The sequence below is a fragment of the Enterovirga rhinocerotis genome (assembly GCF_004363955.1).
GTDB lineage: Bacteria > Pseudomonadota > Alphaproteobacteria > Rhizobiales > Beijerinckiaceae > Enterovirga > Enterovirga rhinocerotis.
In genome coordinates, this window is the sequence record NZ_SNZR01000013.1 from 389442 (window position 1) to 413593 (window position 24152).

The following is a 24152-nucleotide window of genomic DNA, read 5'->3' on the forward strand; positions in this document are numbered from 1 at the left end:
GTGGACGACCGGAGATCGCCGCCTTCATGTCGCGCCTGTTCATCAGCCATTCGAGCCAGAACAATCCCGAAGCGGCGGCGCTCAACCTCTGGCTCAAGGAGCAGGGCTGGGACGACGTCTTCCTCGACGTGACGCCCGATCGCGGCATCGCGGCGGGCGAGCGCTGGGAACGGGCGCTGAACGAGGCGGCGTCGCGCTGCGAGGTGGTGCTGTTCCTCGTCTCGCGCGGCTGGATCGCCTCGCGCTGGTGCCGGAAGGAATATGAACTCGCCCGCCGCCTCAACAAGCGCCTCCTCGGGGCGCTGATCGAGGTCATCCCGGTCGAGGACCTGCCGGGCGAGATCACCGAGACCTTCCAGATGGCGGACCTCGCCTCGGGCTCGGACCACCGGATGTTCAGGGCGGAGCTGCCGCGCACCCATGAGGAGGTGCACGTCACCTTCTCGCGCGAGGGCCTGTTCCGCCTGAAGGACGGGCTCAACAAGGCCGGGCTCGATCCGCGCTTCTTCCCCTGGCCGCCCGATCACGACCCCGGCCGGGCGCCCTATCGCGGGCTGAAGCCGCTGGAGCAGGAGGATGCCGGCATCTTCTTCGGCCGCGAGGCGCCGATCGTCGAAGGCCTCGACATGCTGCGCGGGCTCGCCGAGATGGCCGCGCCGCGCCTCTTCGTCATCCTCGGCGCCTCGGGCGCGGGCAAATCCTCCTATCTGCGCGCCGGCCTCCTGCCGCGCCTTGCGCGCGACGACCGGACCTTCCTCTCCCTCCCCGTCATCCGGCCGGGGGGCGGCGCCGTCTCGGGCGAGGCCGGGTTGCTGGCGTCGATCGAGAGCGCGTTTCAGGCGCACCGCATCCCCCTGTCGCGGGCCGCGATCCGGCAGGCCATCGCCGCCGGCGGCGCGGCGCTGAAGCCGCTCCTCGCGCAGCTCGGCGCCAAGGTCTTCGCCGGCATGGTGACGGGCGAGGCGCGAAAACCGCCCGCCATCACCATCGCCATCGACCAGGCGGAGGAAATCTTCTCCGACGGCGAGGGCGAGCAGCTCCTCTCGCTGGTGCGCGACCTCGTGGCGAGCGACGAGCCGGAGGTCATCGTCCTCTTCACCATCCGCTCGGACGCCTACGATCACCTCGAGACGGCGAAGCCGCTCGAGGGGCTGCGCCAGCGGGCGCTCGCGCTCCTGCCCATGCCGCGCGGCGCCTATCAGACCGTGATCGAGGGCCCGGCGGCGCGCCTGTCGGGCACGAACCGCCCGCTCACCATCGAGCCGCGCCTGACGCAGCGGCTGCTCCAGGACATCGAGAAGGGCGGCGGCTCGGATGCGCTGCCGCTCCTCGCCTTCACCCTCGGCCAGCTCTATGTCGATTTCGGCGGCAGCGGCGCGCTCGGCCTCGCCGATTACGAGGAGTTCGGCGGCATCCAGGGCGCCATCGAGGCCGCCGTGCGCCGCGTCATGCTGGCCGCCGATCGGGACCCGCGCGTGCCGAGGGATCCGGAGGCCCGGCTTCTTCTGCTGCGCCGCGGCCTGATCCCCTGGCTTGCGGGGATCGACCCGGATACGGGCTCGCCGCGCCGGCGCCTCGCACGTCTGTCGGACATTCCGGCCGATGCCGAGCCGCTCGTGCGCCTTCTCGTCGAGCAGCGCCTCCTCTCCGTCGACCGCGTCACGGTGAAGGAGGGAGGCGTCGAGCGGACGGAGGTCACGGTCGAGCCGGCGCATGAGGCGCTCCTGCGCCAATGGGGCGTTCTGCGCGGCTGGCTCGACGAGGATTTCGCGGCGCTCGCCGTGCTCGACGGCGTCAAGCGCGGCGCGCGCGACTGGGAGGCCAATGCGCGCGGTCCCGAATGGCTGAGCCATACCGGCACCCGCCTCGCCGAGGCGGAGGCCATCGCGGCGCGGCCCGATCTCGGCGGCATCGTCCATCGCGGCGCGGCCGAGTATCTCGCCGGCTGCCGCGAGCGGGACGATGCCGAGGCGAAGGCGCGCGAGGAGCAGCTCGAGAACGAGCGCCGGCTCAAGGACAGCCAGGTCAGGCTCGCCGAGGCGGACAAGGTCGCGGCGGAGCAGAAGACGCAGGCGACGCGTCGCTTCATGCGCCTCGCCATCGCCGCGACGATCGCCGTCGCGCTCGGTCTCGCGGCGGCCGGCGGCTTCGCCGTCCTGAACCATTTCCAGGCCCGCGAGCGCGACGACGCCCTCGCCGCCGCGGAGGCCGGGCGCTGGGTCGCCCGGTCCCAGGGCGAACTCCGCGACGACAACGCGGCCGCCGCCGTGCGCAGCGCCTATCGGGCCTATCGCGACCGGCCGCGCGAGGACACGCGCTCGGCCCTGCTGACGGCGCTGCTCGACCTGCCCGATCTCGTCGGGAGCCATGCCTCGCCCGATCCGGCCCAGGCCCTCGTCTGGCTGCCGGACGGCTCGCTCGGCTTCGCCTCGCGCGGCGCGGCCCTGCGCAGCCTCGTGCTTCCCGGCCGGGCTGCGGGAGGCGGCTGGCCCTCGCCCAGGATCGGCGATCTCGAAGCCGGCCACGCGATGGTGCGGGCATTCCGCTTCACGCGTCCCGACTGGCTTCTCGCGTCGCTCTCCGACGGCGGCATCGTCGGCTGGGGGCGCGAGGGACGGCTCGCGACCGGGATCAAGTCCGGCGACGGCGTCGTCTGGGCGGCGGCGATCGGGCCGGCCGGCCGGCGGATCGTGCGGGCGGAGGCGGAGGGCACCTCCATCGTCACCTGCGGCGGCGAGGGTCCGGAGCGCCCCGCCTGCGCCGCGAGCACGATCGGCGAGGACCCGCCCCGCTCGGTCGCGATCGACGAGGCCGAAAACGTCGTCGCCGTCGGAGGCGAGGACGGTCGTCTCACGCTCTACGACGCGGCGGGCGTGCAGCAGGGCGAGCCGATCGACCTCGGCAGCCCGGTCACGGCGCTCGCCCTCTCCCCGCGCGGCGAGCGCGTCGCCGCGGGAACGCAGGCGGGCGAGATCGCGCTCTTCGACGTCGTGAGCCGCGCGTTGCTGACGCGCACGGCGCCGATCGGCCGGCCGGTGACGGTGCTGGCCTTCCGGCCGCGCAGCGAGCCCGATGCGGTCGACCTCGCCGTCTCCTGCGCCGAGAACGCGGCCTGCCTCATGCGCGTGCTGCGCGATGCCGATGGCAGCTGGTCGCTCGGCCCCGTGACCCGCCTGCCGGGGCACAAGGGCGCACCAGGCTCCCTCGCCTGGAGCGCCGACGGGGCGCTGCTCGGGACGGCCTATGCCGATGGGCTCATCCGGGTCTGGACGCCGTCGCCGGCCGCCGATGCGGTCGGAGCCCGCTGGCATCCGCGCGACGCGGGGCGCCTGTCGCGCATCGTGACGTCTCCTGCGGGCGACCTCGTCGCGGCTGCGGGCGATCGTCGGGTGACGGTCTTCGACCGGCGGACGGGCGGCGTGCTGCGCACGCTCCGGCTCGGGGACGGTCTCGATCCGCGCGCCCTGGCTTTTGCTCCCGACGGCCGGATCGCGGTCGTCTACGAGGACGGCACGCTTGCGATCTGGCCCGCCTCGGGAGAGGCGAAGCCTGTCCTCCGACGCTGGGATGCGAAGGCCAATCCCGGCGTCGCCTGGCTCGACGGTGGGCGGCTCCTCGCGGTCGCGCTCTCGGACGGGCGGATCGCGCTCGTCGATCCGGGTGGGGGCTCGGAGACGTTCCTGCCCTCGCTCGGCCCCGGCGCGGATGCCTGGGGCCTCGCCGCCTCACCCGACGGCAAGGCGCTCTATGCGAGCTACGTGAAGGGCGAGCTTCGCCGCTGGGACGTCGCGGCGAAGACGCATACGGTCCTGCGTGCCGCCTCGCCCGACCTGCCGCCGGCCGAGCGCGGCGCACCGGGGAGCCTCGGCGTCAGCCCCGACGGCCGCTGGCTCGCGGTGACGGGCGACGACGAGGCCGTCCGGCTCTTCGAGACGGCCGGTTCGGGGCGGCGCGTGCTGCGGACGGAGTCGCCGGCGACCCGCTCGGTCGCCTTCAGCCCCGATGGCGAGCGCCTCGCCGCGCTTGGGACGGACGGGCGCGCCTATGTCTGGCGCGGCGCGAAGGGGGAGGGCGATCCCGCCCGCGATCTCGCCTTCGAGCCATCGGACGGCAGCGCGCGCTCGGCCTCGAGCCGCCCGGCCGACTGGCTCGCCTGGGACGGATCCGGAACGCTTCTCGCGGCCGTCGGCGGCACGGTCCAGGTCGCGCCGCTCGACGAGGCCGCCTGGCGCCGCCGCGCCGAGAGCCTCGAGTTGCGGCTCGCCGATACGAAGTGAGGACGCTCGCCGAACCCGTCCTTGCGAGAAGGCGAAGCCGACGAAGCAACCCAGCGGGCGACGCGCTGCGGATGGGCTGGGTTGCTTCGCTGCGCTCGCAAAGACGGGGGCGGGGAGTGGCTCGGAGAGTATTCGGTAGTGTAGTGAGTGGACGTTGAAGCGTCGTATACTCGCGCTTCAAACGGGACGAGAATGATGCGCGCCGTGCGTCTGTGGCAGCTTTGGATCAACGACGAGCATCGAGAGGGGGGAGGGCTGGCGTTCGATCTTCGCCATGTTCTCAGAGCGCTCGGGACAGAGCCATTATCGTGGCAGTGGACCGTTTCCGGCGTGGGAGGATATCAAGGAGCGCTATCCTACGGAACGCGCAAAGAGTTGTTCTATGACGAGGGCGTCATGGCGACAGGCGTAGGCGGAGCCGAGCTTGACGCTGTTGCATCTGCAGGCAGAAAAGTACCGGGTTCTCGTCTGCTGGAAATCGCCGGCCGCACCGACCAGGTGATTTGGGGCGAGTTCGCTGGCTTCCGTCAGGATGGCGACGATCTTCCCTGGATCAGGGTCATTGCAGTCGATAGCAGTTGGTTTGAGGTCCTCTGTGAGGACCGCACGCTTTTGGAGCGGGTGGCGTCCGCGTTCTCAGATACGACGCTAAGCTCTCCGCCCATACCCCCGCCTCCGCAGCCGTAAAGGCAATCCGGCGCCGGCGGGCGGGGTTCTCGGCCCCGCGTTCACGAGGCGCCGGGTCGAATGCCGCCCTTCGGATCCTACTGTCCCGGCGCCGTTCCTGCGGCTCTATCGGGCGAAGGTGCCCTGGAACGCCGCGGCGTCCTTCCGGCAGCCTGAGGGACGGCGGGGCGACCCATCGGCCAATAGTCGGAGCCGCTGCGATGCGGCCTTGCTCGATCGGGACCCGAGCGTCCAGAAAGGGCGCGGAGGAAGACCCAAGATGGACGATCTGTCACCGCGCCCCGGCGAACTCGACCGGATCGAGACCGCGTCCCGCGACGAGATCGCGGCGCTGCAGCTCGACCGTCTCCGAACGACGCTCGCCCACGCCTATGCGAACGCGCCCTTCTATCGCGCGAAATTCGATGCGGCGGGAATCCATCCCGACGATCTCCGCTCGCTCGCCGATCTCGCGAAATTCCCCTTCACGGTGAAGACGGACCTGCGCGACACCTATCCGTTCGGCATGCTCGCCGTGCCGCGCGAGAGGCTGGCGCGCATCCATGCGTCCTCCGGCACCACCGGTAAGCCCACCGTCGTCGGCTACACCAAGGGCGACATCGAGGTCTGGTCGGAGGTCATGGCCCGCTCGATCCGCGCCTCGGGCGGGAGGCCGGGCGACGTCGTCCACATCGCCTATGGCTATGGGCTCTTCACCGGCGGGCTCGGCGCCCATTACGGGGCGGAGAGGCTCGGCTGCACGGTCGTCCCGGTCTCGGGCGGCATGACCGAGCGGCAGGTCACGCTCATCCAGGACTTCAAGCCCCGCGTCATCATGGTGACGCCGTCCTACATGCTCTCGATCCTCGACGAGTTCCGGCGCCAGGGCGTCGATCCGCGCTCGACCTCGCTCGCCGTCGGCATCTTCGGGGCCGAGCCCTGGACGAACGCGATGCGCGGCGAGATCGAGCTGCATTTCGACATGCATGCCGTCGACATCTACGGCCTGTCCGAGGTGATGGGACCCGGCGTCGCCAACGAATGCGTCGAGACGAAGGACGGCCTGCACGTCTGGGAGGACCATTTCTATCCCGAGATCGTCGATCCCGAGACCGGCCGCGTGCTGCCGGACGGCGAGCGGGGCGAACTCGTCTTCACCTCCCTGACCAAGGAGGCGATGCCGATCATCCGCTACCGCACGCGCGACCTGACGCGCCTCCTGCCCGGCACGGCCCGCTCGATGCGCCGCATCGAGAAGATCACCGGCCGCTCCGACGACATGATCATCCTGCGCGGCGTGAACGTGTTCCCGACGCAGATCGAGGAGCAGATCCTGAAATGCCGGGGCCTCGCGCCGCATTTCCTGATCGAGCTGACGAAGGCCGAGCGGCTCGACGTGATGACGGTCCATGTCGAGGCGCAGGAGGCGTCGACGGCGGCCGAAGCCCGCTCGGCCTCGGCGAAGGAACTCGCGCACCACATCAAGAGCGTCGTCGGGGTGAGCAGCATCGTCCGCATCGCCGATCCCGGCTCCCTGGAGCGTTCGGTCGGCAAGGCGAAGCGGGTGCAGGACAGCCGGCCGAGGGGGTGACGCTCCTGCCGCCATAGCCCGCATCTGGCCTGCCCCGGCGCGAAGGCGTAGCCTTGCGCATCGCCGCGCTCGTCGCCGGCAGGAAAGGACAAACGATGCCGAAAGGCTCCGATCTTCTCGTCCGGGCCCTCGAGAACGAAGGCGTCGACCGCGTCTTCGGCATTCCCGGCGAGGAGAATCTCGACGTCGTCGAATCGCTGCGCAACTCGTCGATCGAACTCGTCCTGACGCGGCACGAGCAGGCGGCGGCCTTCATGGCGGCGACGCATGGGCGGCTCACCGGGAAGCCGGGCGTCTGCATCTCGACGCTGGGGCCGGGCGCGCTCAACTTCTCGACGGGCGCCGCCTATGCCCATCTCGGCGCCATGCCGATGATCATCCTCACCGGCCAGAAGGGCATCCTGTCCTCACGCCAGGCGCGGTTCCAGATCGTCGACGTGATCGGCTCGATGAAGCCGATCACCAAGGCGGCGCGGCAGATCGTGTCGGCGGCCTCGATCCCGACCATCGTGCGCGACGCCTTCCGGGTCGCGATGGAGGAGAGGCCGGGGCCGGTCCTGCTGGAGCTGCCGGAGGACATCGCCGCCGAGGAGGCCGACGTGCCGCTCGTGCCCTCTCATCCGATCGAGATCCCGGTGGCTCATCCGCAGGCGATCGAGCGCGCGGCCGAGATGATCATGGCGGCGGAGCGCCCCCTCATCATGCTCGGCGCCGCCGCGAGCCGGCCGCGCTCGACGCTGGATCTCGGCGGTTTCGTGCTGCGCACCCGCATCCCCTTCTTCACCACGCAGATGGGCAAGGGCACGGTCGCCGGCGGGTCGAACCTCTATATGGGCACCGCCGCCCTGTCGGAGCGCGACTACGTCCACGAGGCGATCGACCAGGCCGACCTCATCATCGCCATCGGCCACGACACGGTCGAGAAGCCGCCCTTCCTGATGGCGCGGCACGGCGGCCCGAAGGTCATCCATGTCAGCTACACGCCCGCGACCGTGGAGGAGGTCTACCACCCGGACCAGGAGGTCGTCGGCGACCTCGGCCGGACCCTGAAGGTTCTGGCCGACAGCCTGGAAGGACGCCTTCCCAACGCCTCGGCGCTCCTGCCGCTCCGCGAGCGCATCCTCGCGCGGCTGGCCGATCGCGCCGAGGAAGCCCGCTTCCCGCCGACGCCCCAGCGAATCGTCCACGACGTGCGGTCCGTCATCCCGGAGGACGGGATCGTCTGTCTCGACAACGGCATGTACAAGATCTGGTTCGCGCGGAACTACCGCACGACCAAGGCCAACACGCTCCTCCTCGACAACGCCCTCGCGACCATGGGGGCAGGGCTCCCTTCCGCCATGATGGCGGCCCTCCTCAACCCGACGAAGCGGGTGCTGGCCGTCTGCGGCGATGGCGGCTTCATGATGAACAGCCAGGAGCTCGAGACGGCGATCCGGCTCAAGCTCAACCTCGTCGTGCTGATCCTCGACGATTCGGCCTATGGCATGATCCGCTGGAAACAGGCCGTCGACCGCTTCGCCGATTACGGCATGACCTTCGGCAACCCGGATTTCGTCACCTATGCCGAGGCCTATGGCGCGACCGGCCACCGCGTCGGCTCGGTCGAGGATTTCGCCCCGACCCTCGACGCCGCCTTCGCGGCGGGCGGCGTCCATCTCGTCGCGGTGCCGATCGACTACTCGGAGAACATCCGCGTGCTGGTCGACGAATTGCGCGAGAAGGTCGGCGAGCCGGCGGCCGTCTAGAGCCCGCCAACGGCATGTTCTCGAGGCCGGATGCCGGCCTCTCAGCGCTCGCCGATGAAGCCCTTCGGCGTGATGACGACCCATTGGCGGCCGCGGCGCTCGATCGACGACACCCGGCCGATCCCGGGCAGGTTGTAGCCGACCGCGAGATCGAACAGGCGGCCCGAGCGGCTCTCGACCAGCGCGAAGCCTTCGTCGTAATCGCGCACGACATAGCCCTCGAGCGGCGTCTTGCGCGGATCGAAATCGGGCCGCGCCGCAGCGTGGACCGGCTTCGCCTCGCCGATGCTGCCGGTCTGCGACACGTCCGGGGCGGGCTTCTGCGGAGGCAGGGGCCGGATCGAGGCGAGCGCTTCTGCCTTGTCCGGCTTGTCGGCGACGCGCTCCGGCTTGTCCTGCCGTGCCGGCGCGTCCGCGGAGGCGGTGCGGGCGGGCTCCGTCCGAGCCTTCTCGATCCGGTCGAGCTGCTCCGCGAGGCGCCCGATTCGCGCCGCGCTCTCGGCGGCCGAGCGCTCGAGGCGATCGGACAGGTTGCTCTGGCGCGCCAGGATCTCCCCGCGCGATGCATCGCGCTCGCTCGCGAACCGCGTCAGCGAGTCGCGCAGAGATTGCAGTTCGGCCGTGAGCTGACCGATCTGGCCCTGGGCGGCCTTGAAGTCGGCTGCGGCCGTCTCGGCGAGCCTCGCGGTGGTCTGGTCGGGGCCGGCGCCGGATTTGAAACCGCTCCCGAGCCCGTATCCGGCACCCAGGGCCAGGATCACCGCCGCCGCGGCGGCGGCGGGGAGGCGGTAGGCGTGACGGGACGGCTGGCCAGCCGCCGCGCCGGAGCCGGGCTTCGGCCGTTCGATCTCGATCAGGCGGGAGGGTGCCGCGGCCGGCTTCGGCTCGGACGCGGCGGACGCGTCGTCGGCCGGGCTCGGCGCAGCGGGCGTCGGGTGATCCGCCGGGCTACGGCGGCGGAAGCGGGAGGTGAATTTGCTGGTGCTCATCGGGAATTCCCGGCCGGTCGTTCAGAAAGCGATAACCACGCCCGTTTACCGATCCGTTACCGTTCGCCGTACGGATCGGGACCCGTGCGCACCCCGATACGGTCAAGCAAGGACGGCGCCAGGAGGCCGGAATTCAGGTCGGCCTCGCGTTTCGGTGGGGTGACGGTGGAGATTCGGCGCCCTATGAGGGCCTTATTCGCCACGAGACCCTCCATGAGCCTGCATCTCCGCCTCAAGACTGAAACCCGCGCCGCCCACGATTCGATCGAGGCCGCGTTCGACATGCAATCCGGCCTCGTCTCCCGCGAGGCCTATGGCGGCCTCCTGCGCAGTCTTCATTCCTTTCATGCGGGCTACGAGACGGCGGCCCAGCCCTATCTCGAGGGAACGCCGTTCGGCACCTTTCCCGGCCGGTCCCTGCGTCTGGCGCGCGACCTCGCCGCGCTCGGCGTCGAACCCGGCCCGGAGGCCACCTCCATCGTCCTCGTCGACCTCGCCGATGCCCTCGGCGCGGCCTATGTGATCGAGGGCTCGACCCTCGGCGGCCTCGTCATCGCGCGCGAGGTGGAGAAGCGCCTCGGCCTCGATGCCGAGACCGGCAACGCCTTCTTCTCCGGCGAGGGCAAGGACACGATGCGCCGCTGGCGTGCGTTCTGCGCCGCGCTCGACGAGCGGTCCGACCCCGCCCATGACGACCGGGTGATCGCCTCGGCCGACCGGACCTTCGCGGCCATGCAGGCGCATCTCGTCGCCCGTCCCCTGCCGATCGCGGCCTGATCGGCGCCCGGATGGCGGCTCCGCCCCTGCTGACGCTCCAGGGCGTCGGCCTCACCTTCGGCGGGACGCCGCTGCTCGAATCGGCCGACCTGTCGGTCGCGCCGGGCGAGCGCGTCTGCCTCGTCGGGCGGAACGGATCGGGCAAGTCGACCCTGCTCAAGATCGCGGCCGGGCTCGTCGAGCCGGATCGCGGCGTCCGCTTCGTCCAGCCCGGCGCGACGATCCGCTACCTCGCCCAGGAGCCCGACATGGCGGGCCACGAGACCGTGCTCTCCTATGTCGAGGCCGGTCTCGGGCCGGCCGACGATGCGTACCGGGCGCGGCTCCTCGTCGAATCGCTCGGTCTGTCGGGCGAGGAACGTCCGGGCGACCTCTCCGGCGGGGAGGCGCGCCGGGCGGCGCTCGCCCGCACCCTCGCGCCGGAGCCGGATATCGTCCTCCTCGACGAGCCGACGAACCATCTCGACCTGCCGACGATCGAGTGGCTCGAACAGGAGCTGAAGGCGAGCCGCTCGGCCCTCGTTCTGATCAGCCACGACCGCCGCTTCCTGTCGAACCTCTCGCGCTCCACGACCTGGCTCGACCGCGGCCGCACGCGGCGGGTCGAGCGCGGCTTCGCCGAATTCGAGGCCTGGCGCGACCAGGTCTATGCCGAGGAGGAGGCCGAGCGGCACAAGCTCGACCGCAAGATCCTCGCCGAGGAACACTGGGTCCGCTACGGCGTCACCGCGCGCCGCAAGCGCAACGTGCGCCGGATGGAGGCGCTGCAGGATCTGCGATCCCAGCGCCGCACCGCGCGTCGCGCGACCGGGACCCTCGCCGCCCAGGCCTCGGAGGCCGAGGCCTCCGGCACGCTGGTGATGGAGGCGAAGGGGGTGTCCTTCGCCTATGAGGAACGCCCGATCGTCGAGGGCTTCTCGACGCGCATCCATCGCGGCGACCGGGTCGGGATCGTGGGCCCGAACGGGGCCGGCAAGACGACGCTGATCAAGCTTCTCACCGGCGAGACCGCGCCGCAGGAGGGCAGCGTGCGCCTCGGCACCGGGCTCGAGACCGTCGCGCTCGACCAGCATCGCGACAGCCTCGATCCCGACGCGACGCTCGCCGAGGCGCTGACGGGCGGGCGCGGCGACACGGTGATGATCGGCGGGCAGCCGAAGCATGTCGTCGGCTACCTGAAGGACTTCCTGTTCTCTCCGGAGCAGGTCCGCACGCCGCTGCGGGTGCTGTCGGGCGGCGAACGGGCGCGGGTGATGCTGGCGCGGGCGCTCGCGAAGCCCTCGAACCTTCTCGTCCTCGACGAGCCGACCAACGATCTCGATCTCGAGACGCTGGACGTGCTGGAGGAGATGCTGGCCGATTATGCCGGCACCATCCTCCTCATCAGCCACGACCGCGACTTCCTCGACCGCATCGCGACGAGCGTGATCGTGCCGGAGGGCAAGGGCCGCTGGCTGGAATATGCCGGCGGCTACACGGACATGCTGGCCCAGCGCGGTGCCGATCTCGCCCGCGAGGCGCCCGCGCCTGCCGCCGCGCCCGCCAGGGCGGCGAAGCCGGCAGCGGAGAAGGCGGCTCCGGCCGCCGATGGCCGCCGCCGTCTCAACTTCAACCAGCAGCATGCGCTCAAGACGCTGCCGGGCCGGATCGAGACGCTGGCGCGCCAGATCGCGGCGATCCAGGAGAAGCTCGCCGATCCCGCGCTGTTCTCGCGCGATCCGGCGACCTTCGCCAAGTTCTCCGACGGGCTCGCGGCCAAGGCCGCCGAACTCGAGGCGGCGGAGACGGAATGGCTCGAACTCGAGATCCTCCGCGAGGAGATCGGCTGAGCGGCGGAGCCTGCTCGATCGCACAGTCGGGATGGATCATGCCAAGGCAACGGGCAAGCATGTCGATTGCGGCCTGGCCGATCGTGGCATATACATAGGGATATCCCGATCGGAGGTCTCATGCCCCAGCCCGATCCCGTCCCGCCGCGCGAAACGACCATCTTCCGCAACAACCGCAGCCTCGCCGTCCGCATCCCGCCCGGCTTCGGTGCTCCCGGTGACAAGGTTCGGGTCATTACCGAAGGCGACCGGCTGATCATCGAGCCGGTGGGCAGGAGCGCAGGGCTCGTCGGCCTGCTTGCACAATGGGCGCTGGAGCCGCCTCTCGGGCCGGAGGACGACTTCCCCGACATCGACGAAGGATTGCTGCCGTTGAAGGATGTCGACCTTTGACCGCGCCCCGATACATGCTCGATACGAACATCGTGTCCGACCTGATCCGGAACCCGGCCGGGACGGTTGCTCAGCACATCGCGGAGATCGGCGAGAAGGGGCTCGCCGTCAGCATCGTCACTGCCGCCGAACTGCGCTTCGGCGCAGCGAAGCGCGGATCTGCAAGATTGATCGAGCGTGTCGAGGCCGTGCTGAAGGAGATCCCGCCGCTGGCCTTGGATGTCCCCGCGGATACGGCATATGCCGGCATCCGCGCCGAGCTTGAGTCGGCCGGACGGCCGATCGGGCCGAACGACTACCTGATCGCCGCGCATGCCTGCGCGACCGGGGCGACTCTGGTGACGGCGAATACCGGCGAGTTCGGCCGGATCGGCGGGCTCAAGGTCGAAAACTGGCTGGCCTCCGAAGCCGGTCGCGTTCGATGAGCCCGTGTTTCCCGGCATAGGTCTTGCCGCCATGCGCCCGTCGCGGGTCTCGCGCAGCCCGGCGTTGACGAGCGCCCGCGCCGGGTCCTACCTCTCAGCGGACAGGAAAGCCGCCATGTACAGGGCCGAAACCCGGGGGATCCGGGTGACCGTCGAGCCTCGCTTCGTCGAGGAGGAATCGCAGCCCGAGAAGGGCAAGTTCTTCTTCGCCTACACGGTCGAGATCACCAATCTGTCCGAGGATCGGGTCCAACTGGAATCCCGGCAATGGACCATCATCGACGGCCTGGGCCGCTTCCAGCAGGTCAAGGGGGCCGGGGTCGTCGGCAAGCAGCCCGTGCTCGGGCCGGGCGAGAGCTTCACCTATACGAGCGGCTGCCCGCTCACGACGCCCGACGGCACGATGCAGGGCTCCTATCTGATGCTGCTCGAGACGGGCGAGGCCTTCAAGGCCGAGATCCCCGCCTTCGCGCTCGACAGCCCCTTCGTGAAGCGCGTGATCCATTGACCTCTTCCCCGACGTCGATCCCCCTGCTCGAACGCCTCGTCGCCTTCGACACGGAGAGCAGCCGTTCCAATCTCGACCTGATCGACTTCGTCTCGGATTATCTCGCGGGGCTCGGCGTCGAGGTCTCGCGCCACCCGAACGCGGCGGGCGACAAGGCGGCCTTGCTCGCGACGGTCGGACCGCGTGCGGAGGGCGGCGTCGTGCTCTCGGGCCACACGGATTGCGTGCCGGTCGCGGGACAGGCCTGGACGGGCGATCCCTTCCGTCTGCGCGTCGAGGGCGGCCGCGCGATCGGCCGCGGCGCGGTCGACATGAAGGGGTTCGACGCCCTCTGCCTCGCCGCCGTGCCGGCCATGCTGAAGGCCGGGCTGAAGCGGCCGATCCACATCTGCCTCTCCTACGACGAGGAGACGACCTGCCTCGGTGCCAACGACGCCATCGCGCGCTTCGGGCGCGACCTGCCGCTGCCGGCGGCGGCGATCGTCGGCGAGCCGACCGAACTCGCCGCCGTCGATGCGCATAAGAGCGTCGCGACGTTCCTGACCCGCGTTCACGGCCATGAGGCCCATTCCGCGAAGCCCGAACTCGGCGCCTCGGCCGTGATGGCGGCGGCGGAGCTGATGGCCGAACTGAACCGCATCGCCGACGAGATGGTCGCGCGGGGCGATCCGTCCGGCCGCTTCGATCCGTCCTATACGACCGTCCATGTCGGGCAGGTCGAGGGCGGCAACGCCCGCAACATCCTGGCCCGGCTCTGCTGGTTCAACTGGGAGTTCCGCGGCCTGCCCGATCTCGATCCGAACGAGATCCCCGAGCGCTTCAAGGCCGCGAGCGAGCGCGTCGCGCGGGACCGGCTGAACCGTCACGGCGCCTATGGCCGCATCGAGACCGAGTGGGAGATCCTGGTGCCGGGTCTCGCGCCCGATCCCGGATCGACCGCCGAGCGGCTCGTCCTCGATCTCGTCGGCGCGAATGCGACGACGACGGTGCCCTTCGGCACCGAGGCCGGCCATTTCCAGGCGGCCGGCATCCCGACCATCGTCTGCGGGCCGGGCTCGATCGACCAGGCGCATCAGGCGGACGAATATATCGCGCTCGACGCGCTGGCGGACGGCGAGGCGTTCCTCGGCCGCCTCATCGCGCGGATGGCGGAATAGGCTTTGGCGAGGTTGCCCTCCAACCCTGGAGGGGGCAGGGTCGACGGCGAAGCCGGCGGGGTGGGGTGAAATCCGCCCCCGGTCATGATGGACGTCGGGCCGGAGGAGGCCGGTCATCACCCCACGCCGGACCTTCGGTCCAAACCTTTCCTTTGTGGCCTACGGCATTCACACATCGCAGTGCGAGCTGTCTTTCGACGATGAGTGAATTCCATAGCCCGCCAGGGGAGGGGGAGCCTTTGGCTGTCGTCAGAGACAGGGCATCATAACAAAACAGGAGGACACCCCATGTGGCAGCCGGCGAGCTTCTATCCCGATCCCGCCATCGAGATCCTCGACGAGAGCTTCGCATCCGTCCGCATCTTCTCGGCGGCGGTCGAGCGGATCGCGACGGGCTGCCGCTGGGCGGAGGGGCCGGTCTGGTTCGGCGACATGCGCCAGCTTCTCTGGAGCGACATCCCGAACGAGCGCATCCTGCGCTGGGACGAGGAGACGGGCGCCGTCTCGGTCTTCCGCAAGCCCTCCAACTGGGCGAACGGGAACACGCGCGACCGCCGGGGCCGCCTCGTCACGGCCGAACACGGCCGGCGCCTCACCCGCACCGAGCCGGACGGGACGATCACGGTCCTCGCCGACAGCTTCGAGGGCAAGCGGCTCAACTCACCGAACGACGTTGTCGTGAGGAGCGACGGCTCGATCTGGTTCACCGATCCGCCCTTCGGCATCCTCGGCAATTACGAGGGCCGGGTCGCCGAGCCCGAATTGCCGGGCGGGGTCTATCGGCTCGACCCCGAGACCCGCGAACTCGTCTGCCTCGCGGATGACGTGCCGGGACCGAACGGGCTCGCCTTCTCGCCCGATGAGAGCATCCTCTACCTCGTCGCCTCGCGCGCGACGCCCCATCGGCAGATCCTCGCCTATGACGTCGCCGAGGGCGGGCGCAGGCTCACGCGGCGGCGCGTGCTGATCGATGCCGGGCCGGCCGGCACGCCGGACGGGTTCCGCGTCGATACCGCCGGCAATCTCTGGTGCGGCTGGGGCATGGGCTCGCCCGAACTCGACGGGGTGATGGTGTTCAACCCGGACGGGCGCGCCATCGGCCGCATCCGCCTGCCCGAGCGCTGCGCCAATGTCTGTTTCGGCGGTCCGGCGCGGAACCGCCTGTTCATGGCCGCGAGCCAGTCGGTCTACGCGCTCTACGTGAACGCGCAGGGCGCCGCCGGCGGCTGACGCGGCGGCACACGGTCCTTCGCCGGACAGGCCGATGGCCAGCGGAACAGGATCGCGATCGAAGCCTTGGCCCTGATGCCGCTCGCATCGTGGAGGCTTCCATGTTCATGAGGATCGACAAGCTTCAGGCCGCCCTGCCCGAACCGAAAGCACCCAATCCCAACGCCGCCGCAGCGCTCCAGGAGCTTCTCGGCGGGAAATACGGAGAAATGTCGACGCTCGGGAACTACATGTTCCAAAGCTTCAACTTCCGGAACAAGACCAAGCTGCGGCCCTTCTATAGCCTGGTCTCCAGCATCTTCACGGAAGAACTCGGTCATGTCGAGCTCGTCTCGAACGGCATCGCCATGCTGAACAACGGCCCCGGCGATCCGACCGAGGATGTCGACGTCTCGAAGACACCGTTCGCGGACATGCAGGATGTCCGCTCCACGGCGTCGTTCTTCAGCGCCGGCGGAGGCGCGCTGCCGGTGAACTCGAACTCGATGTCCTGGAACGTCGACATGGTGACGACGACCGGCAACCTGATCATCGACCTCCTGCACAACTTCCATCTCGAATGCGGCGCGCGCCTGCACAAGCTGCGCGTCTACGAGACCTTGAAGGAACCGACGGGCCGTGAGGTCTGCGGCTATCTCCTCGTGCGCGGCTCGGTCCATGCGCATGCCTATGCGCTGGCGCTGAAGAAGATCACCGGCGTCGAGATCGAGAAGATGCTGCCGACGCCGAACATCCCGCTCGCCAACATCCCCGAATGCCAGAAGTATCTCGACGAGGGCAGCCATCGGCGGCTCTACCGGTTCGGCTCACCGGATTACGCGGAGGCCGCCGGGATCTGGTCGAACGACGAGGCGGCCCTTCCCGACGATCCGCCCGGCTCCCTCGAAATCGTGGAAGGGCCTCCGGAGGGCGGGAAGATGGCCGAACTCCTCGGGAACTACGCGGCCTTCGCGCCGGATTACGCGCCCGAGGAGATCTTCGAGGTGGCGAACAAGCTCTACAAGAAGAGCCGCTGAGCGTGCGGCCGGCGCGGGATGCGCGCCGGCCATTCCCCGAGGGCTTCTCAACAGGGCTGCCGGACGCGATATAAGCGGGCAATCGCGCGTCGGCCCCGCCGACGCCTTGCCCGAAGGATTCGGCAGGCCCCATGTCCGACAAAATCCCCGTCACCGTGCTGACCGGCTATCTCGGCGCCGGCAAGACGACCCTTCTCAATCGCATCCTGACCGAGCAGCACGGCAAAAAATACGCCGTCATCGTCAACGAGTTCGGCGAGATCGGCATCGACAACGACCTCGTCGTCGGCGCCGACGAGGAAGTCTTCGAGATGAACAACGGGTGCATCTGCTGCACCGTGCGCGGAGACCTCATCCGCATCATCGAGGGGCTGATGAGGCGCCGCGGGAAGTTCGACGCGATCATCGTCGAGACGACCGGCCTCGCCGACCCCGCTCCCGTCGCGCAGACCTTCTTCGTCGACGAGGACGTGTCCGACCGCGCCCGGCTCGACGCCGTCGTCACGGTCGCCGACGCCAAGTGGCTGACGGAGCGCCTCAAGGACGCGCCGGAGGCCAAGAACCAGATCGCCTTCGCGGACGTCGTCCTCCTCAACAAGGCCGATCTCGTCGACGAGGCCGCCCTGGGCGAGGTCGAGGCCCGCATCCGCGCCATCAACCCGCAGGCGACGATCCACCGGACGGTGAACTGCGACATCCCGATCGCCGAGGTGCTCGACCGCAAGGCCTTCGATCTCGACCGCATCATGGAGGTCGAGCCCGACTTCCTCGAGGAGGGGCATCATCACCACCATGACGAGGAGATGATCTCCTTCTCGTTCAAGGCGGGCGAGGTCGATCCCGACAGGTTCATGCCCTGGATTTCGGACCTCACCCAGCGCGAGGGGCCGAACATCCTGCGCTGCAAGGGCATCGTGGCCTTCCCCAAGGAGCCGAAGCGCTTCGTCTTCCAGGGCGTGCACATGATCCTCGACGGCGATCTCCAGCGCGATTGGCGCCCGGACGAGAAGCGCGAGAGCCGCGTCGTCTTCATCGGCCGCGATCTCGACAAGCAGGCTTTCGAGGAAGGGTTCCGGGCGTGCGCGGCGTGACGGTACGGATTGCCTCTCCCCTTGCGGGAGAGGCCGAGCAGCCGCGAAGCGGCGCCCGGGTGAGGGGTATCCCGCCCTCTCTTGCAGCCAGCCCCTCATCCGGTCGCGCGGACGCGCGACCCGACTTCTCCTGCAAGGGGAGAAGCAGGTGAGCGCCGCCACCATCCCCTCCCTCACCGAGGCCGTCACGCCCCTCGAGGCCGGGTCCGAGGTCTCCGGCCTCGGCTGGCTCAAGGACACGGCCGCCTTCGCGCTCAGCGACGGCGGCGTCCTCCTCGCCAAGGACGGCGCGACGCATCGTGCCGCGGCGCATGAGGACGGCGCGATCCTCGCATCCGTCTGCGACGGCAAGCGCCTCATCACCGGCGGCGATGACGGGCGCGTCGTCGCGACCGGTCCGGACGGGGCGACGGCCCTCCTCGCGGAGACCGGCGGCGCCTGGATCGACGCGCTCGCGCTCCATCCCTCGGGCGCCTATGCCTATGGTGCCGGCCGGAAGGTCGTCGCCTGCGACGACAAGGGCCGGATCAAGACCCTCGACGTCCCTTCGACGGCGCGGGGCCTCGCCTTCGCGCCGAAGGGCTACCGGCTCGCCATCGCCCATTACAACGGCGTCACCCTCTGGTACCCGAATCTCGAGCCGAAGCCCGAGATGCTCGACTGGAAGGGCTCGCATCTCGACGTGACCTGGTCGCCGGACGGGCGCTTCGTCGTCACCTCCATGCAGGAGAACGCCCTGCATGGCTGGCGCCTGTCGCCGGACAAGGGCCACATGCGGATGTCCGGCTATGCCGCGAAGCCGCGCTCCTTCGCCTGGTCCTTCGGCGGCGCCTGGCTCGCGACCTCGGGCGCGGACGCCGCCATCGTCTGGCCCTTCGATTCGAAGGAAGGGCCGACCGGCAAGGCCCCGCGCGAATGCGGCCTCCGCCATGCCCGCGTCACGAAGGTGGCCTTCCATCCGAACGTCAACGTGCTCGCGATCGGCTTCGAGGATGGCTGCGTGCTGATGGTCCGGTTCGACGACGGGGCCGAACTGCTCGTGCGGCCTGCCGTCGAGGGCAGCGGCGTGACGGCCCTCGCCTGGGACAAGTCCGGCGGCCGGCTCGGCTTCGGCTGCGCGGACGGCGCGGCGGGCATCCTGACCCTGCCGGGCTGAGCGATCGAGGAGCCGTCCGTCATGCTGCGGGGTCTTTTCGCGAAGCGCGCCGGCATCCCCGATCCCGACCGCGTGGCGGCGGAGAGGGTGAAGGCGCTCGCCGCTTCGCTCCTCGCCCTGCCGGACGGCGCCGAGATCACGGTCAGCGAGATCGTCTGCCTCGATCCCGCCTGTCCCGGCACCGAGACCGTCATCCTCGTCATGCCGAAGGGCGGGAAGACCCGCGCGGCCAAGGTCGCCGCGCCGGCGGCCGAGGTCGGGGAACCAGAGCTTCGGTCGGCTCTTGTCGAGGCAGGTTTCGGAGTGGGCGCATGATCGGACGGATCCTGGCCCTGGTGATAGGCCTCTTCAGCGGCCTCGCCGGGGCGCAGATGCCGGAATTCGCGCAGCAATACCGCCAGCGCCTCGGCGGTGCGATCGACGAGTTGCGGCGGGTCGTCGTGCGGTTCGACGACACCGCGCAGGCGCATGGCCTCACGCGCGAAGCGGCGTTGAAGCGGCTCGGCGAGGATGCAAGCCCCGTCGTCCAGGGGCAGGCGCGCGCGACGGAAGAGGTGATCGCCCGCCTCGCGCGGCTGGAGGACCAGAAGCGCAAATTCGCCGAGGAAGGTTCGTTCGGACGCCTCGTCACCTTCGTGCGCGAGGCCGATCCGGGTCTCGCCCGCGCCACCTATCTCGATTACGAGCCAGCCTGGCCGGCGACCCAGGAGGGGCTCATCATGGGTGGGGCCGGGTTCGCGACGGGCTGGGGGCTCCTGATCTTCCTGTCCCGCATTGCGCGGCGGCTGAACCCGTTCCGGCGCCGTCAGCCGTCGCTGCGTTCGGCCTGAGGGACAGGACGGCGCCATGCCGCTGCTCCGGGTGGCTCACCGGACCACCTACCGCTACCGGTCGCCCGTGAGCTTCGGGCCGCACCGGCTGATGATGCGGCCGCGCGACAGCCACGACCTCCGCATCCTCGCGACCCGCCTCGCGATCACGCCCGAGCCGGAGACCATCCGCTGGGTCTACGACGTCTTCGGCAACTCGATCGCCATCGCGACCTTCTCTCCGGATACGCGGGCGGAGGAGCTCGATTTCGCGAGCGAGCTCGACCTCGTGCACTACGTCACCGACCTGCCCGCCTTCCCGATCGAGGATTACGCGCGCACCTATCCCTTCTCCTACGCGGTCGAGGAGGTGCCCGATCTCGCCCGCTCCATCGAGCGCCATTATCCCGATCCCGAGCGGGAGGTGGACCGCTGGGCCCGCGGCTTCGTCAGGATCGACGGCCCGACGACGACGCTGGATCTCCTCGTCCAGATGACCCGGACGATCCAGTCCACCTTCCGCTACGAGATGCGTTTCGAGGAGGGCACGCAGCTTCCGGTCGAGACGCTGCGTCTCGGCTCCGGCACCTGCCGCGACTTCGCGCTCCTGATGATGGAGGCGGCGCGCGCCCTCGGTTTCGCGGCACGGTTCGTGACCGGCTACATCTATTCTCACGCGTCCGGCGGAGCCGGCCATGTCGGCGGCGGGGCGACCCATGCCTGGCTCGAGATCTATCTGCCGGGCGCGGGCTGGCTCTCCTTCGACCCGACCAACGGCATCGCGGGGAACCGCGATCTCATCCGCGTCGCCGTGGTGCGCGATCCGCGCCAGGCCCTGCCCCTGTCCGGCACGTGGTTCGGCCGCTCCGACGATTACATCGGCGTGTGGGTCGGCGTGCAGGTGACCGAAGAGGTAGAGTGACGGCTCAGCCCCCGCCGAGCAATCCTCGGCCGGCGAGATTGCGCAGGAGATGCGAGGCGCCGAAGGTCCAGGGCGGGCATTCGTCCGTCGGCCGCATCCGGTTGACGAGAGCGCCGAGTTGCGGAGCCGAGATCGTGACGACGTCGCCGGTCTTGTGGGTGAAGCCCCCGCCGGGCGCGTCGCGGTCCTCGGTCGGCGCGAAGAGGGTGCCGAGAAAGAGGACGGCCCCGTCCGGGTATTGGTGATGCCGGTTGAGCATCTGGCCGACGAGATCGGCCGGATCGCGGCTGATGCGCGAGAGGTTCGAGAAGCCCTTCAGCCGGAAACCGTCCTCGCCCTCGACGACGAGGTCGACCCGCATCGCCCGCACGTCGTCGAGCGTGAAGCGGGTGTCGAAGAGGCGCAGGAAAGGGCCGATGGCGCAGGAGGCGTTGTTGTCCTTCGCCTTCGACAGGAGGAGGGCTGAGCGCCCCTCGATGTCGCGCAGGTTGACGTCGTTGCCGAGGCTCGCCCCGACGATGCGTCCGTCCGACGCGACGGCGAGCACGATTTCGGGCTCCGGGTTGTTCCAGGTCGAGCTCGGATGCAGGCCCGCATCGGCGCCGGTGCCGACCGCCGCCATCACCTGCGCCTTCGAGAAGATCTCGGCATCCGGGCCGATCCCGACCTCGAGATACTGGCTCCACGAGCCCTTCGCGATCAGGCTCTCCTTGAGGCGCATCGCCTCGTCGGAGCCCGGCTTCAGCTTGGCGAAATCCTCTCCGACCATCCCGACGATCTCGGCCCGGATCGCCGCCGCCTCGTCGGGATTGCCGCGGGCACGCTCCTCGATCACCCGCTCCAGCATCGAGACCGCGAAGGTGACGCCGGCGGCCTTCACCGCCTGGAGGTCGATCGGGGCGAGGAGGTAGGGCTTCGCCTCGTCGCGCCCGGCGGCGGGCGTGTTGGCGAGGACGGCCTCGATCCCGGCGACCTCCCGCCCGGGCGCGGCGGCGAGAGCGGAGGCCGGATCCGCCGCTTCGCAGAGGTCCCGCACGGTCGGGAAGGCGCTGGTGACATCCTCCAGGACCTCGCCGCGCAGGCGCACGACGGAGGGCCCGATTCCGGGCTGCCAGAGGCGCCCGACGAGGCTCGCCTCGGCGACATCGCGCGGCAGCGTGGTCTCGGCCGACAGCGTCAGCTCGGGCATGGCGTCCTCCCTCGGCGGCGTCGGCCGCTCCTTGTGCGAAAGTGATCGGAGGCGCGGCGGGGCTTGTCAACGAGGCCCCGGCGCAGGGGGCGGCGGTTGCGACCCGGAGGCGTGTCGTCTAACGAACAGTGCAGGGATCGGCGATGGCGTCGAAGGGGGGCGGTATGATGGCTCGGTATGCCGCGGGTGTCGCGGTTGTGGTTCTGGCCGGCGGCCTTGCGGGCTGCATGACGGAGAAGGCTTCGCTGCCTTCGTCATCTTCGCCCGTGGCGGGCGGCGCCTATCAGACCATCCCGTCCGACGGCCTCGTCGGACGCTGGGGCCTCGCCTCCTACCGCGACGAGAAAGACCGTGCCCGCACGACCGCGATGGCGCGCTCCCAATGCCGGAACGCCTACGTCATCAAGAAGGGTCCGACCGACGGCGTGATGATGCATGTCGCCGACGATCCGAAGCTCTACGAGCTCGCGCTCAAGCGGAGCGGCGACGGCAAGACCTATCTCGGCTTCGCAGCCCCGCCCGGCGACAGGCAGGACCGTGAGGTCCTCGAGATGTCGTCGAACGAGATGACGATGCGCTTCGTCGATCCGGATGCCAATACGCGCTACGGGACCTTCATCTACGTGCGCTGCTGAACACAGGGTCTCCTCCATGCCTGACGTCCTCTCCGTGATCGACCGCTTCCGGCCGGCGGGTGCCGCCCTCGTGCTGGCAGCCGTGCTGGGCTTCGCCTCCCCCCTCGCCGCGCTGAGCCCGACGCGGGTTCCCTCGCCGAAGGCCGAACGCATCACGATGGATGTCGGCGACGAGCCCGGGCGCATCTCGACCGAGGAAGTCACGATCAAGAGCGGGCCCTTCGCCCGGCAGATGGTCTTCTTCCGCTCGAACGAGGCGCCGGGGACGATCGTCATCCACACCTCCGAGAAGTTCCTCTACCTCGTCATGCCCAACAACCGGGCGCTGCGTTACGGCATCGGCGTCGGGCGCGAGGGCTTTCAGTGGTCGGGCCTCGTCAAGGTCACGCGCAAGGCGGAATGGCCCGACTGGACGCCGCCGCCGGAAATGATCACGCGCCAACCCTATCTGCCGCGCTTCATGGCGGGCGGGCCGGGCAACCCGATGGGGGCGCGCGCGATGTATCTCGGCTCGACCGTCTATCGCATCCACGGCACGAACCAGCCCGAGACGATCGGCCAGGCCATCTCCTCGGGCTGCTTCCGCCTCGCGAACGGGGACGTGGTGGATCTCTATCCGCGCGTTCCCGTCGGCACGAAGGTCGTCATCCGGCACGCGGCGCAGATCTGACCGCGCCTGCGTGACCCGTCCAGTGAGGAAATTCATGTCCGTCTTCGGTATCAGAGGTCTTCGCGCGCTGGCCATCGGCGCCGCGCTGTTCGGATCGGCCGGCCTCGCCTCGGCCGGCACGCTCGACGAGGTGAAGAAGCGCGGCTCCCTCTCCTGCGGCGTCAGCCAGGGGCTCTCCGGCTTCTCCGAGAAGGATGCCAAGGGCGAGTGGCGCGGCTTCGACGTCGATGTCTGCCGGGCTCTCGCCGCGGCGATCTTCAAGGATCCGAGCAAGGTCTCCTACGTCCCGCTCTCGCCGACGGAGCGCTTCGAGGCCCTCAAGGCCAAGAAGATCGACGTGCTGTCGCGCAACTCCACCTGGACCTTCGAGCGTGAGGCCGAACTCGGCCTCCTCTTCGCCGGCATCGCCTATCACGACGGGCAGGGCTTCCTCGCCATGCGCAAGCAGCCCACGACCACGGCGCTCGAACTCGGCGGCGCGGCCATCTGCGTGCAGGACGGAACCTCGACCCGGCCGAACCTCGCCGATTTCTTCAAGACCAATTCCATGACGTATCGCGAGGTGCTCGTGACCTCGCCGGCCGATGCCGTGAAGGCGCTGAACGAAGGGCGTTGCGACGTCTTCACGGCGGACCAGTCGGCGCTCTATGCCGAGCGCCTGAACCTCGCCAAGCCCGACGAGGCGACGATCCTCGCCGACGTGATCTCGAAGGAGCCTCTCGGCCCGGCCGTCAGGGCCGACGACACCCGCTGGTTCAACCTCGTCAAGTGGACCCTGTTCGCGCTGGTCAACGCCGAGGAACTCGGCATCGGCACGGCGACGGTCGAGGATGCGCCGAAATCGGCGAAGCCGGACGTGCGCCGCTTTGCGGGCGTCGAGGGCGGCTTCGGCAAGCAGCTCGGTCTCGGCGAGAGCTGGGCGCTCGATGCCGTGCGGGCCGTCGGCCATTACGGCGAGATGTTCGAGCGCAATATCGGCTCGCAATCCCGCTTCGGCATCCCGCGCGGCCTGAACCAGCTCTGGTCGAATGGCGGCGTGCTCTACGCGCCGCCGATGAAGTAGACCGGGGCTCT

General features: G+C 69.8%; 22 protein-coding genes. 20 read left to right on the forward strand and 2 right to left on the reverse strand.

Annotated elements, in window-relative coordinates; translation table 11 throughout:
* The first annotated feature begins 26 nt into the window (after positions 1–26).
* The 4 genes from EV668_RS13510 (at position 27) to EV668_RS13525 (ending at position 8282) form a co-directional block, all read left to right on the forward strand.
* Positions 27–4277: a toll/interleukin-1 receptor domain-containing protein gene (locus EV668_RS13510; RefSeq protein WP_133770854.1), complete on the forward strand. Its 4251-nt coding sequence runs from the start codon at positions 27–29 to the stop codon at positions 4275–4277.
* A 195-nt stretch (positions 4278–4472) separates the two neighbouring features.
* The gene (locus tag EV668_RS13515; protein ID WP_133770856.1) at positions 4473–4964 is read left to right on the forward strand and encodes a hypothetical protein; all 492 of its coding nucleotides are present in this window, start codon (positions 4473–4475) and stop codon (positions 4962–4964) included.
* Positions 4965–5223: 259 nt separating this feature from the next.
* Entirely contained in the window at positions 5224–6534 is a 1311-nt protein-coding gene (gene paaK, locus EV668_RS13520; protein ID WP_133770858.1) for a phenylacetate--CoA ligase PaaK, read from the forward strand.
* A gap of 95 nt (positions 6535–6629) precedes the next feature.
* Entirely contained in the window at positions 6630–8282 is a 1653-nt protein-coding gene (locus EV668_RS13525) for an acetolactate synthase large subunit (RefSeq protein WP_133770860.1), read from the forward strand.
* A gap of 41 nt (positions 8283–8323) precedes the next feature.
* On the opposite strand, the gene EV668_RS24810 is transcribed toward EV668_RS13525, so the two are convergent.
* Positions 8324–9271 (reverse strand): hypothetical protein, encoded by a 948-nt coding sequence (locus tag EV668_RS24810; protein ID WP_166652460.1) that lies wholly within the window; start codon positions 9269–9271, stop codon positions 8324–8326.
* Positions 9272–9484: 213 nt separating this feature from the next.
* Between EV668_RS24810 and EV668_RS24815 the strand changes: the two genes are divergently transcribed.
* The 13 genes from EV668_RS24815 to EV668_RS13590 all read left to right on the forward strand — a co-directional run bounded on the left by EV668_RS24815 (position 9485) and on the right by EV668_RS13590 (position 20584).
* Positions 9485–10048, forward strand: a complete 564-nt coding sequence (locus EV668_RS24815) for a biliverdin-producing heme oxygenase (protein WP_166652461.1) — start codon at positions 9485–9487, stop codon at positions 10046–10048.
* Positions 10049–10059: 11 nt separating this feature from the next.
* On the forward strand, positions 10060–11877 hold the full coding sequence (locus tag EV668_RS13535) for an ABC-F family ATP-binding cassette domain-containing protein (RefSeq protein WP_133770864.1): 1818 nt from the start codon (positions 10060–10062) through the stop codon (positions 11875–11877).
* Between the two features lie 120 nt (positions 11878–11997).
* Positions 11998–12270, forward strand: coding sequence for an antitoxin (locus tag EV668_RS13540; protein ID WP_133770866.1), 273 nt, complete (start codon positions 11998–12000; stop codon positions 12268–12270).
* A gap of 14 nt (positions 12271–12284) precedes the next feature.
* Positions 12285–12695, forward strand: a complete 411-nt coding sequence (locus EV668_RS13545) for a type II toxin-antitoxin system VapC family toxin (RefSeq protein WP_133772015.1) — start codon at positions 12285–12287, stop codon at positions 12693–12695.
* 115 nt (positions 12696–12810) lie between these two features.
* Positions 12811–13203 (forward strand): Co2+/Mg2+ efflux protein ApaG, encoded by a 393-nt coding sequence (gene apaG, locus EV668_RS13550; RefSeq protein ID WP_133770868.1) that lies wholly within the window; start codon positions 12811–12813, stop codon positions 13201–13203.
* Positions 13200–14360, forward strand: coding sequence for an acetylornithine deacetylase (gene argE, locus EV668_RS13555; RefSeq protein WP_133770870.1), 1161 nt, complete (start codon positions 13200–13202; stop codon positions 14358–14360). The genes apaG and argE overlap by 4 nt, the downstream gene beginning before the upstream one ends.
* Before the next feature lie 288 nt (positions 14361–14648).
* Positions 14649–15590, forward strand: coding sequence for an SMP-30/gluconolactonase/LRE family protein (locus EV668_RS13560; protein WP_133770872.1), 942 nt, complete (start codon positions 14649–14651; stop codon positions 15588–15590).
* Positions 15591–15691: 101 nt separating this feature from the next.
* Positions 15692–16606 carry a manganese catalase family protein gene (locus tag EV668_RS13565; RefSeq protein ID WP_133770874.1) on the forward strand — a complete coding sequence of 305 codons (915 nt, stop codon included), beginning with the start codon at positions 15692–15694 and terminating at the stop codon, positions 16604–16606.
* Between the two features lie 131 nt (positions 16607–16737).
* A complete protein-coding gene (locus EV668_RS13570; protein ID WP_133770876.1) occupies positions 16738–17697 on the forward strand; it encodes a CobW family GTP-binding protein in 960 nt (319 codons plus the stop codon).
* A 148-nt stretch (positions 17698–17845) separates the two neighbouring features.
* A complete protein-coding gene (locus EV668_RS13575; RefSeq protein WP_133770878.1) occupies positions 17846–18853 on the forward strand; it encodes a WD40 repeat domain-containing protein in 1008 nt (335 codons plus the stop codon).
* A 21-nt stretch (positions 18854–18874) separates the two neighbouring features.
* On the forward strand, positions 18875–19168 hold the full coding sequence (locus EV668_RS25355; protein ID WP_133770880.1) for a hypothetical protein: 294 nt from the start codon (positions 18875–18877) through the stop codon (positions 19166–19168).
* A complete protein-coding gene (locus EV668_RS13585; RefSeq protein ID WP_133770882.1) occupies positions 19165–19683 on the forward strand; it encodes a DUF2937 family protein in 519 nt (172 codons plus the stop codon). The genes EV668_RS25355 and EV668_RS13585 overlap by 4 nt, the downstream gene beginning before the upstream one ends.
* A 16-nt stretch (positions 19684–19699) precedes the next feature.
* A complete protein-coding gene (locus tag EV668_RS13590; protein ID WP_133770884.1) occupies positions 19700–20584 on the forward strand; it encodes a transglutaminase family protein in 885 nt (294 codons plus the stop codon).
* 4 nt (positions 20585–20588) lie between these two features.
* Here EV668_RS13590 and EV668_RS13595 read toward each other — a convergent pair whose 3' ends face one another.
* Positions 20589–21773 carry a fumarylacetoacetate hydrolase family protein gene (locus tag EV668_RS13595; RefSeq protein WP_133770886.1) on the reverse strand — a complete coding sequence of 395 codons (1185 nt, stop codon included), beginning with the start codon at positions 21771–21773 and terminating at the stop codon, positions 20589–20591.
* 167 nt (positions 21774–21940) lie between these two features.
* Between EV668_RS13595 and EV668_RS13600 the strand changes: the two genes are divergently transcribed.
* Genes EV668_RS13600 through EV668_RS13610 form a run of 3 tightly spaced genes read left to right on the forward strand, consistent with a single transcriptional unit; the run spans position 21941 to position 24141 of the window.
* Positions 21941–22408: a hypothetical protein gene (locus EV668_RS13600; RefSeq protein WP_245513161.1), complete on the forward strand. Its 468-nt coding sequence runs from the start codon at positions 21941–21943 to the stop codon at positions 22406–22408.
* A 16-nt stretch (positions 22409–22424) separates the two neighbouring features.
* Complete coding sequence (locus EV668_RS13605; RefSeq protein WP_245513163.1) at positions 22425–23078, forward strand: L,D-transpeptidase; 654 nt, start codon at positions 22425–22427, stop codon at positions 23076–23078.
* Between the two features lie 34 nt (positions 23079–23112).
* Entirely contained in the window at positions 23113–24141 is a 1029-nt protein-coding gene (locus tag EV668_RS13610) for an amino acid ABC transporter substrate-binding protein (RefSeq protein WP_133770890.1), read from the forward strand.
* The last annotated feature ends 11 nt before the right edge of the window (positions 24142–24152 follow it).

Bases quoted from the DNA above. Each gene is read 5' to 3' on its own strand.
- EV668_RS13510 (WP_133770854.1), top strand. From the start codon at position 27: ATGTCGCGCCTGTTCATCAGCCATTCGAGCCAGAACAATCCCGAAGCG.
- EV668_RS13515 (WP_133770856.1), top strand. From the start codon at position 4,473: ATGCGCGCCGTGCGTCTGTGGCAGCTTTGGATCAACGACGAGCATCGA.
- paaK (WP_133770858.1), top strand. From the start codon at position 5,224: ATGGACGATCTGTCACCGCGCCCCGGCGAACTCGACCGGATCGAGACC.
- EV668_RS13525 (WP_133770860.1), top strand. From the start codon at position 6,630: ATGCCGAAAGGCTCCGATCTTCTCGTCCGGGCCCTCGAGAACGAAGGC.
- EV668_RS24810 (WP_166652460.1), bottom strand. From the start codon at position 9,271: ATGAGCACCAGCAAATTCACCTCCCGCTTCCGCCGCCGTAGCCCGGCG.
- EV668_RS24815 (WP_166652461.1), top strand. From the start codon at position 9,485: ATGAGCCTGCATCTCCGCCTCAAGACTGAAACCCGCGCCGCCCACGAT.
- EV668_RS13535 (WP_133770864.1), top strand. From the start codon at position 10,060: ATGGCGGCTCCGCCCCTGCTGACGCTCCAGGGCGTCGGCCTCACCTTC.
- EV668_RS13540 (WP_133770866.1), top strand. From the start codon at position 11,998: ATGCCCCAGCCCGATCCCGTCCCGCCGCGCGAAACGACCATCTTCCGC.
- EV668_RS13545 (WP_133772015.1), top strand. From the start codon at position 12,285: ATGCTCGATACGAACATCGTGTCCGACCTGATCCGGAACCCGGCCGGG.
- apaG (WP_133770868.1), top strand. From the start codon at position 12,811: ATGTACAGGGCCGAAACCCGGGGGATCCGGGTGACCGTCGAGCCTCGC.
- EV668_RS13560 (WP_133770872.1), top strand. From the start codon at position 14,649: ATGTGGCAGCCGGCGAGCTTCTATCCCGATCCCGCCATCGAGATCCTC.
- EV668_RS13565 (WP_133770874.1), top strand. From the start codon at position 15,692: ATGTTCATGAGGATCGACAAGCTTCAGGCCGCCCTGCCCGAACCGAAA.
- EV668_RS13570 (WP_133770876.1), top strand. From the start codon at position 16,738: ATGTCCGACAAAATCCCCGTCACCGTGCTGACCGGCTATCTCGGCGCC.
- EV668_RS25355 (WP_133770880.1), top strand. From the start codon at position 18,875: ATGCTGCGGGGTCTTTTCGCGAAGCGCGCCGGCATCCCCGATCCCGAC.
- EV668_RS13585 (WP_133770882.1), top strand. From the start codon at position 19,165: ATGATCGGACGGATCCTGGCCCTGGTGATAGGCCTCTTCAGCGGCCTC.
- EV668_RS13590 (WP_133770884.1), top strand. From the start codon at position 19,700: ATGCCGCTGCTCCGGGTGGCTCACCGGACCACCTACCGCTACCGGTCG.
- EV668_RS13595 (WP_133770886.1), bottom strand. From the start codon at position 21,773: ATGCCCGAGCTGACGCTGTCGGCCGAGACCACGCTGCCGCGCGATGTC.
- EV668_RS13600 (WP_245513161.1), top strand. From the start codon at position 21,941: ATGGCTCGGTATGCCGCGGGTGTCGCGGTTGTGGTTCTGGCCGGCGGC.
- EV668_RS13605 (WP_245513163.1), top strand. From the start codon at position 22,425: ATGCCTGACGTCCTCTCCGTGATCGACCGCTTCCGGCCGGCGGGTGCC.
- EV668_RS13610 (WP_133770890.1), top strand. From the start codon at position 23,113: ATGTCCGTCTTCGGTATCAGAGGTCTTCGCGCGCTGGCCATCGGCGCC.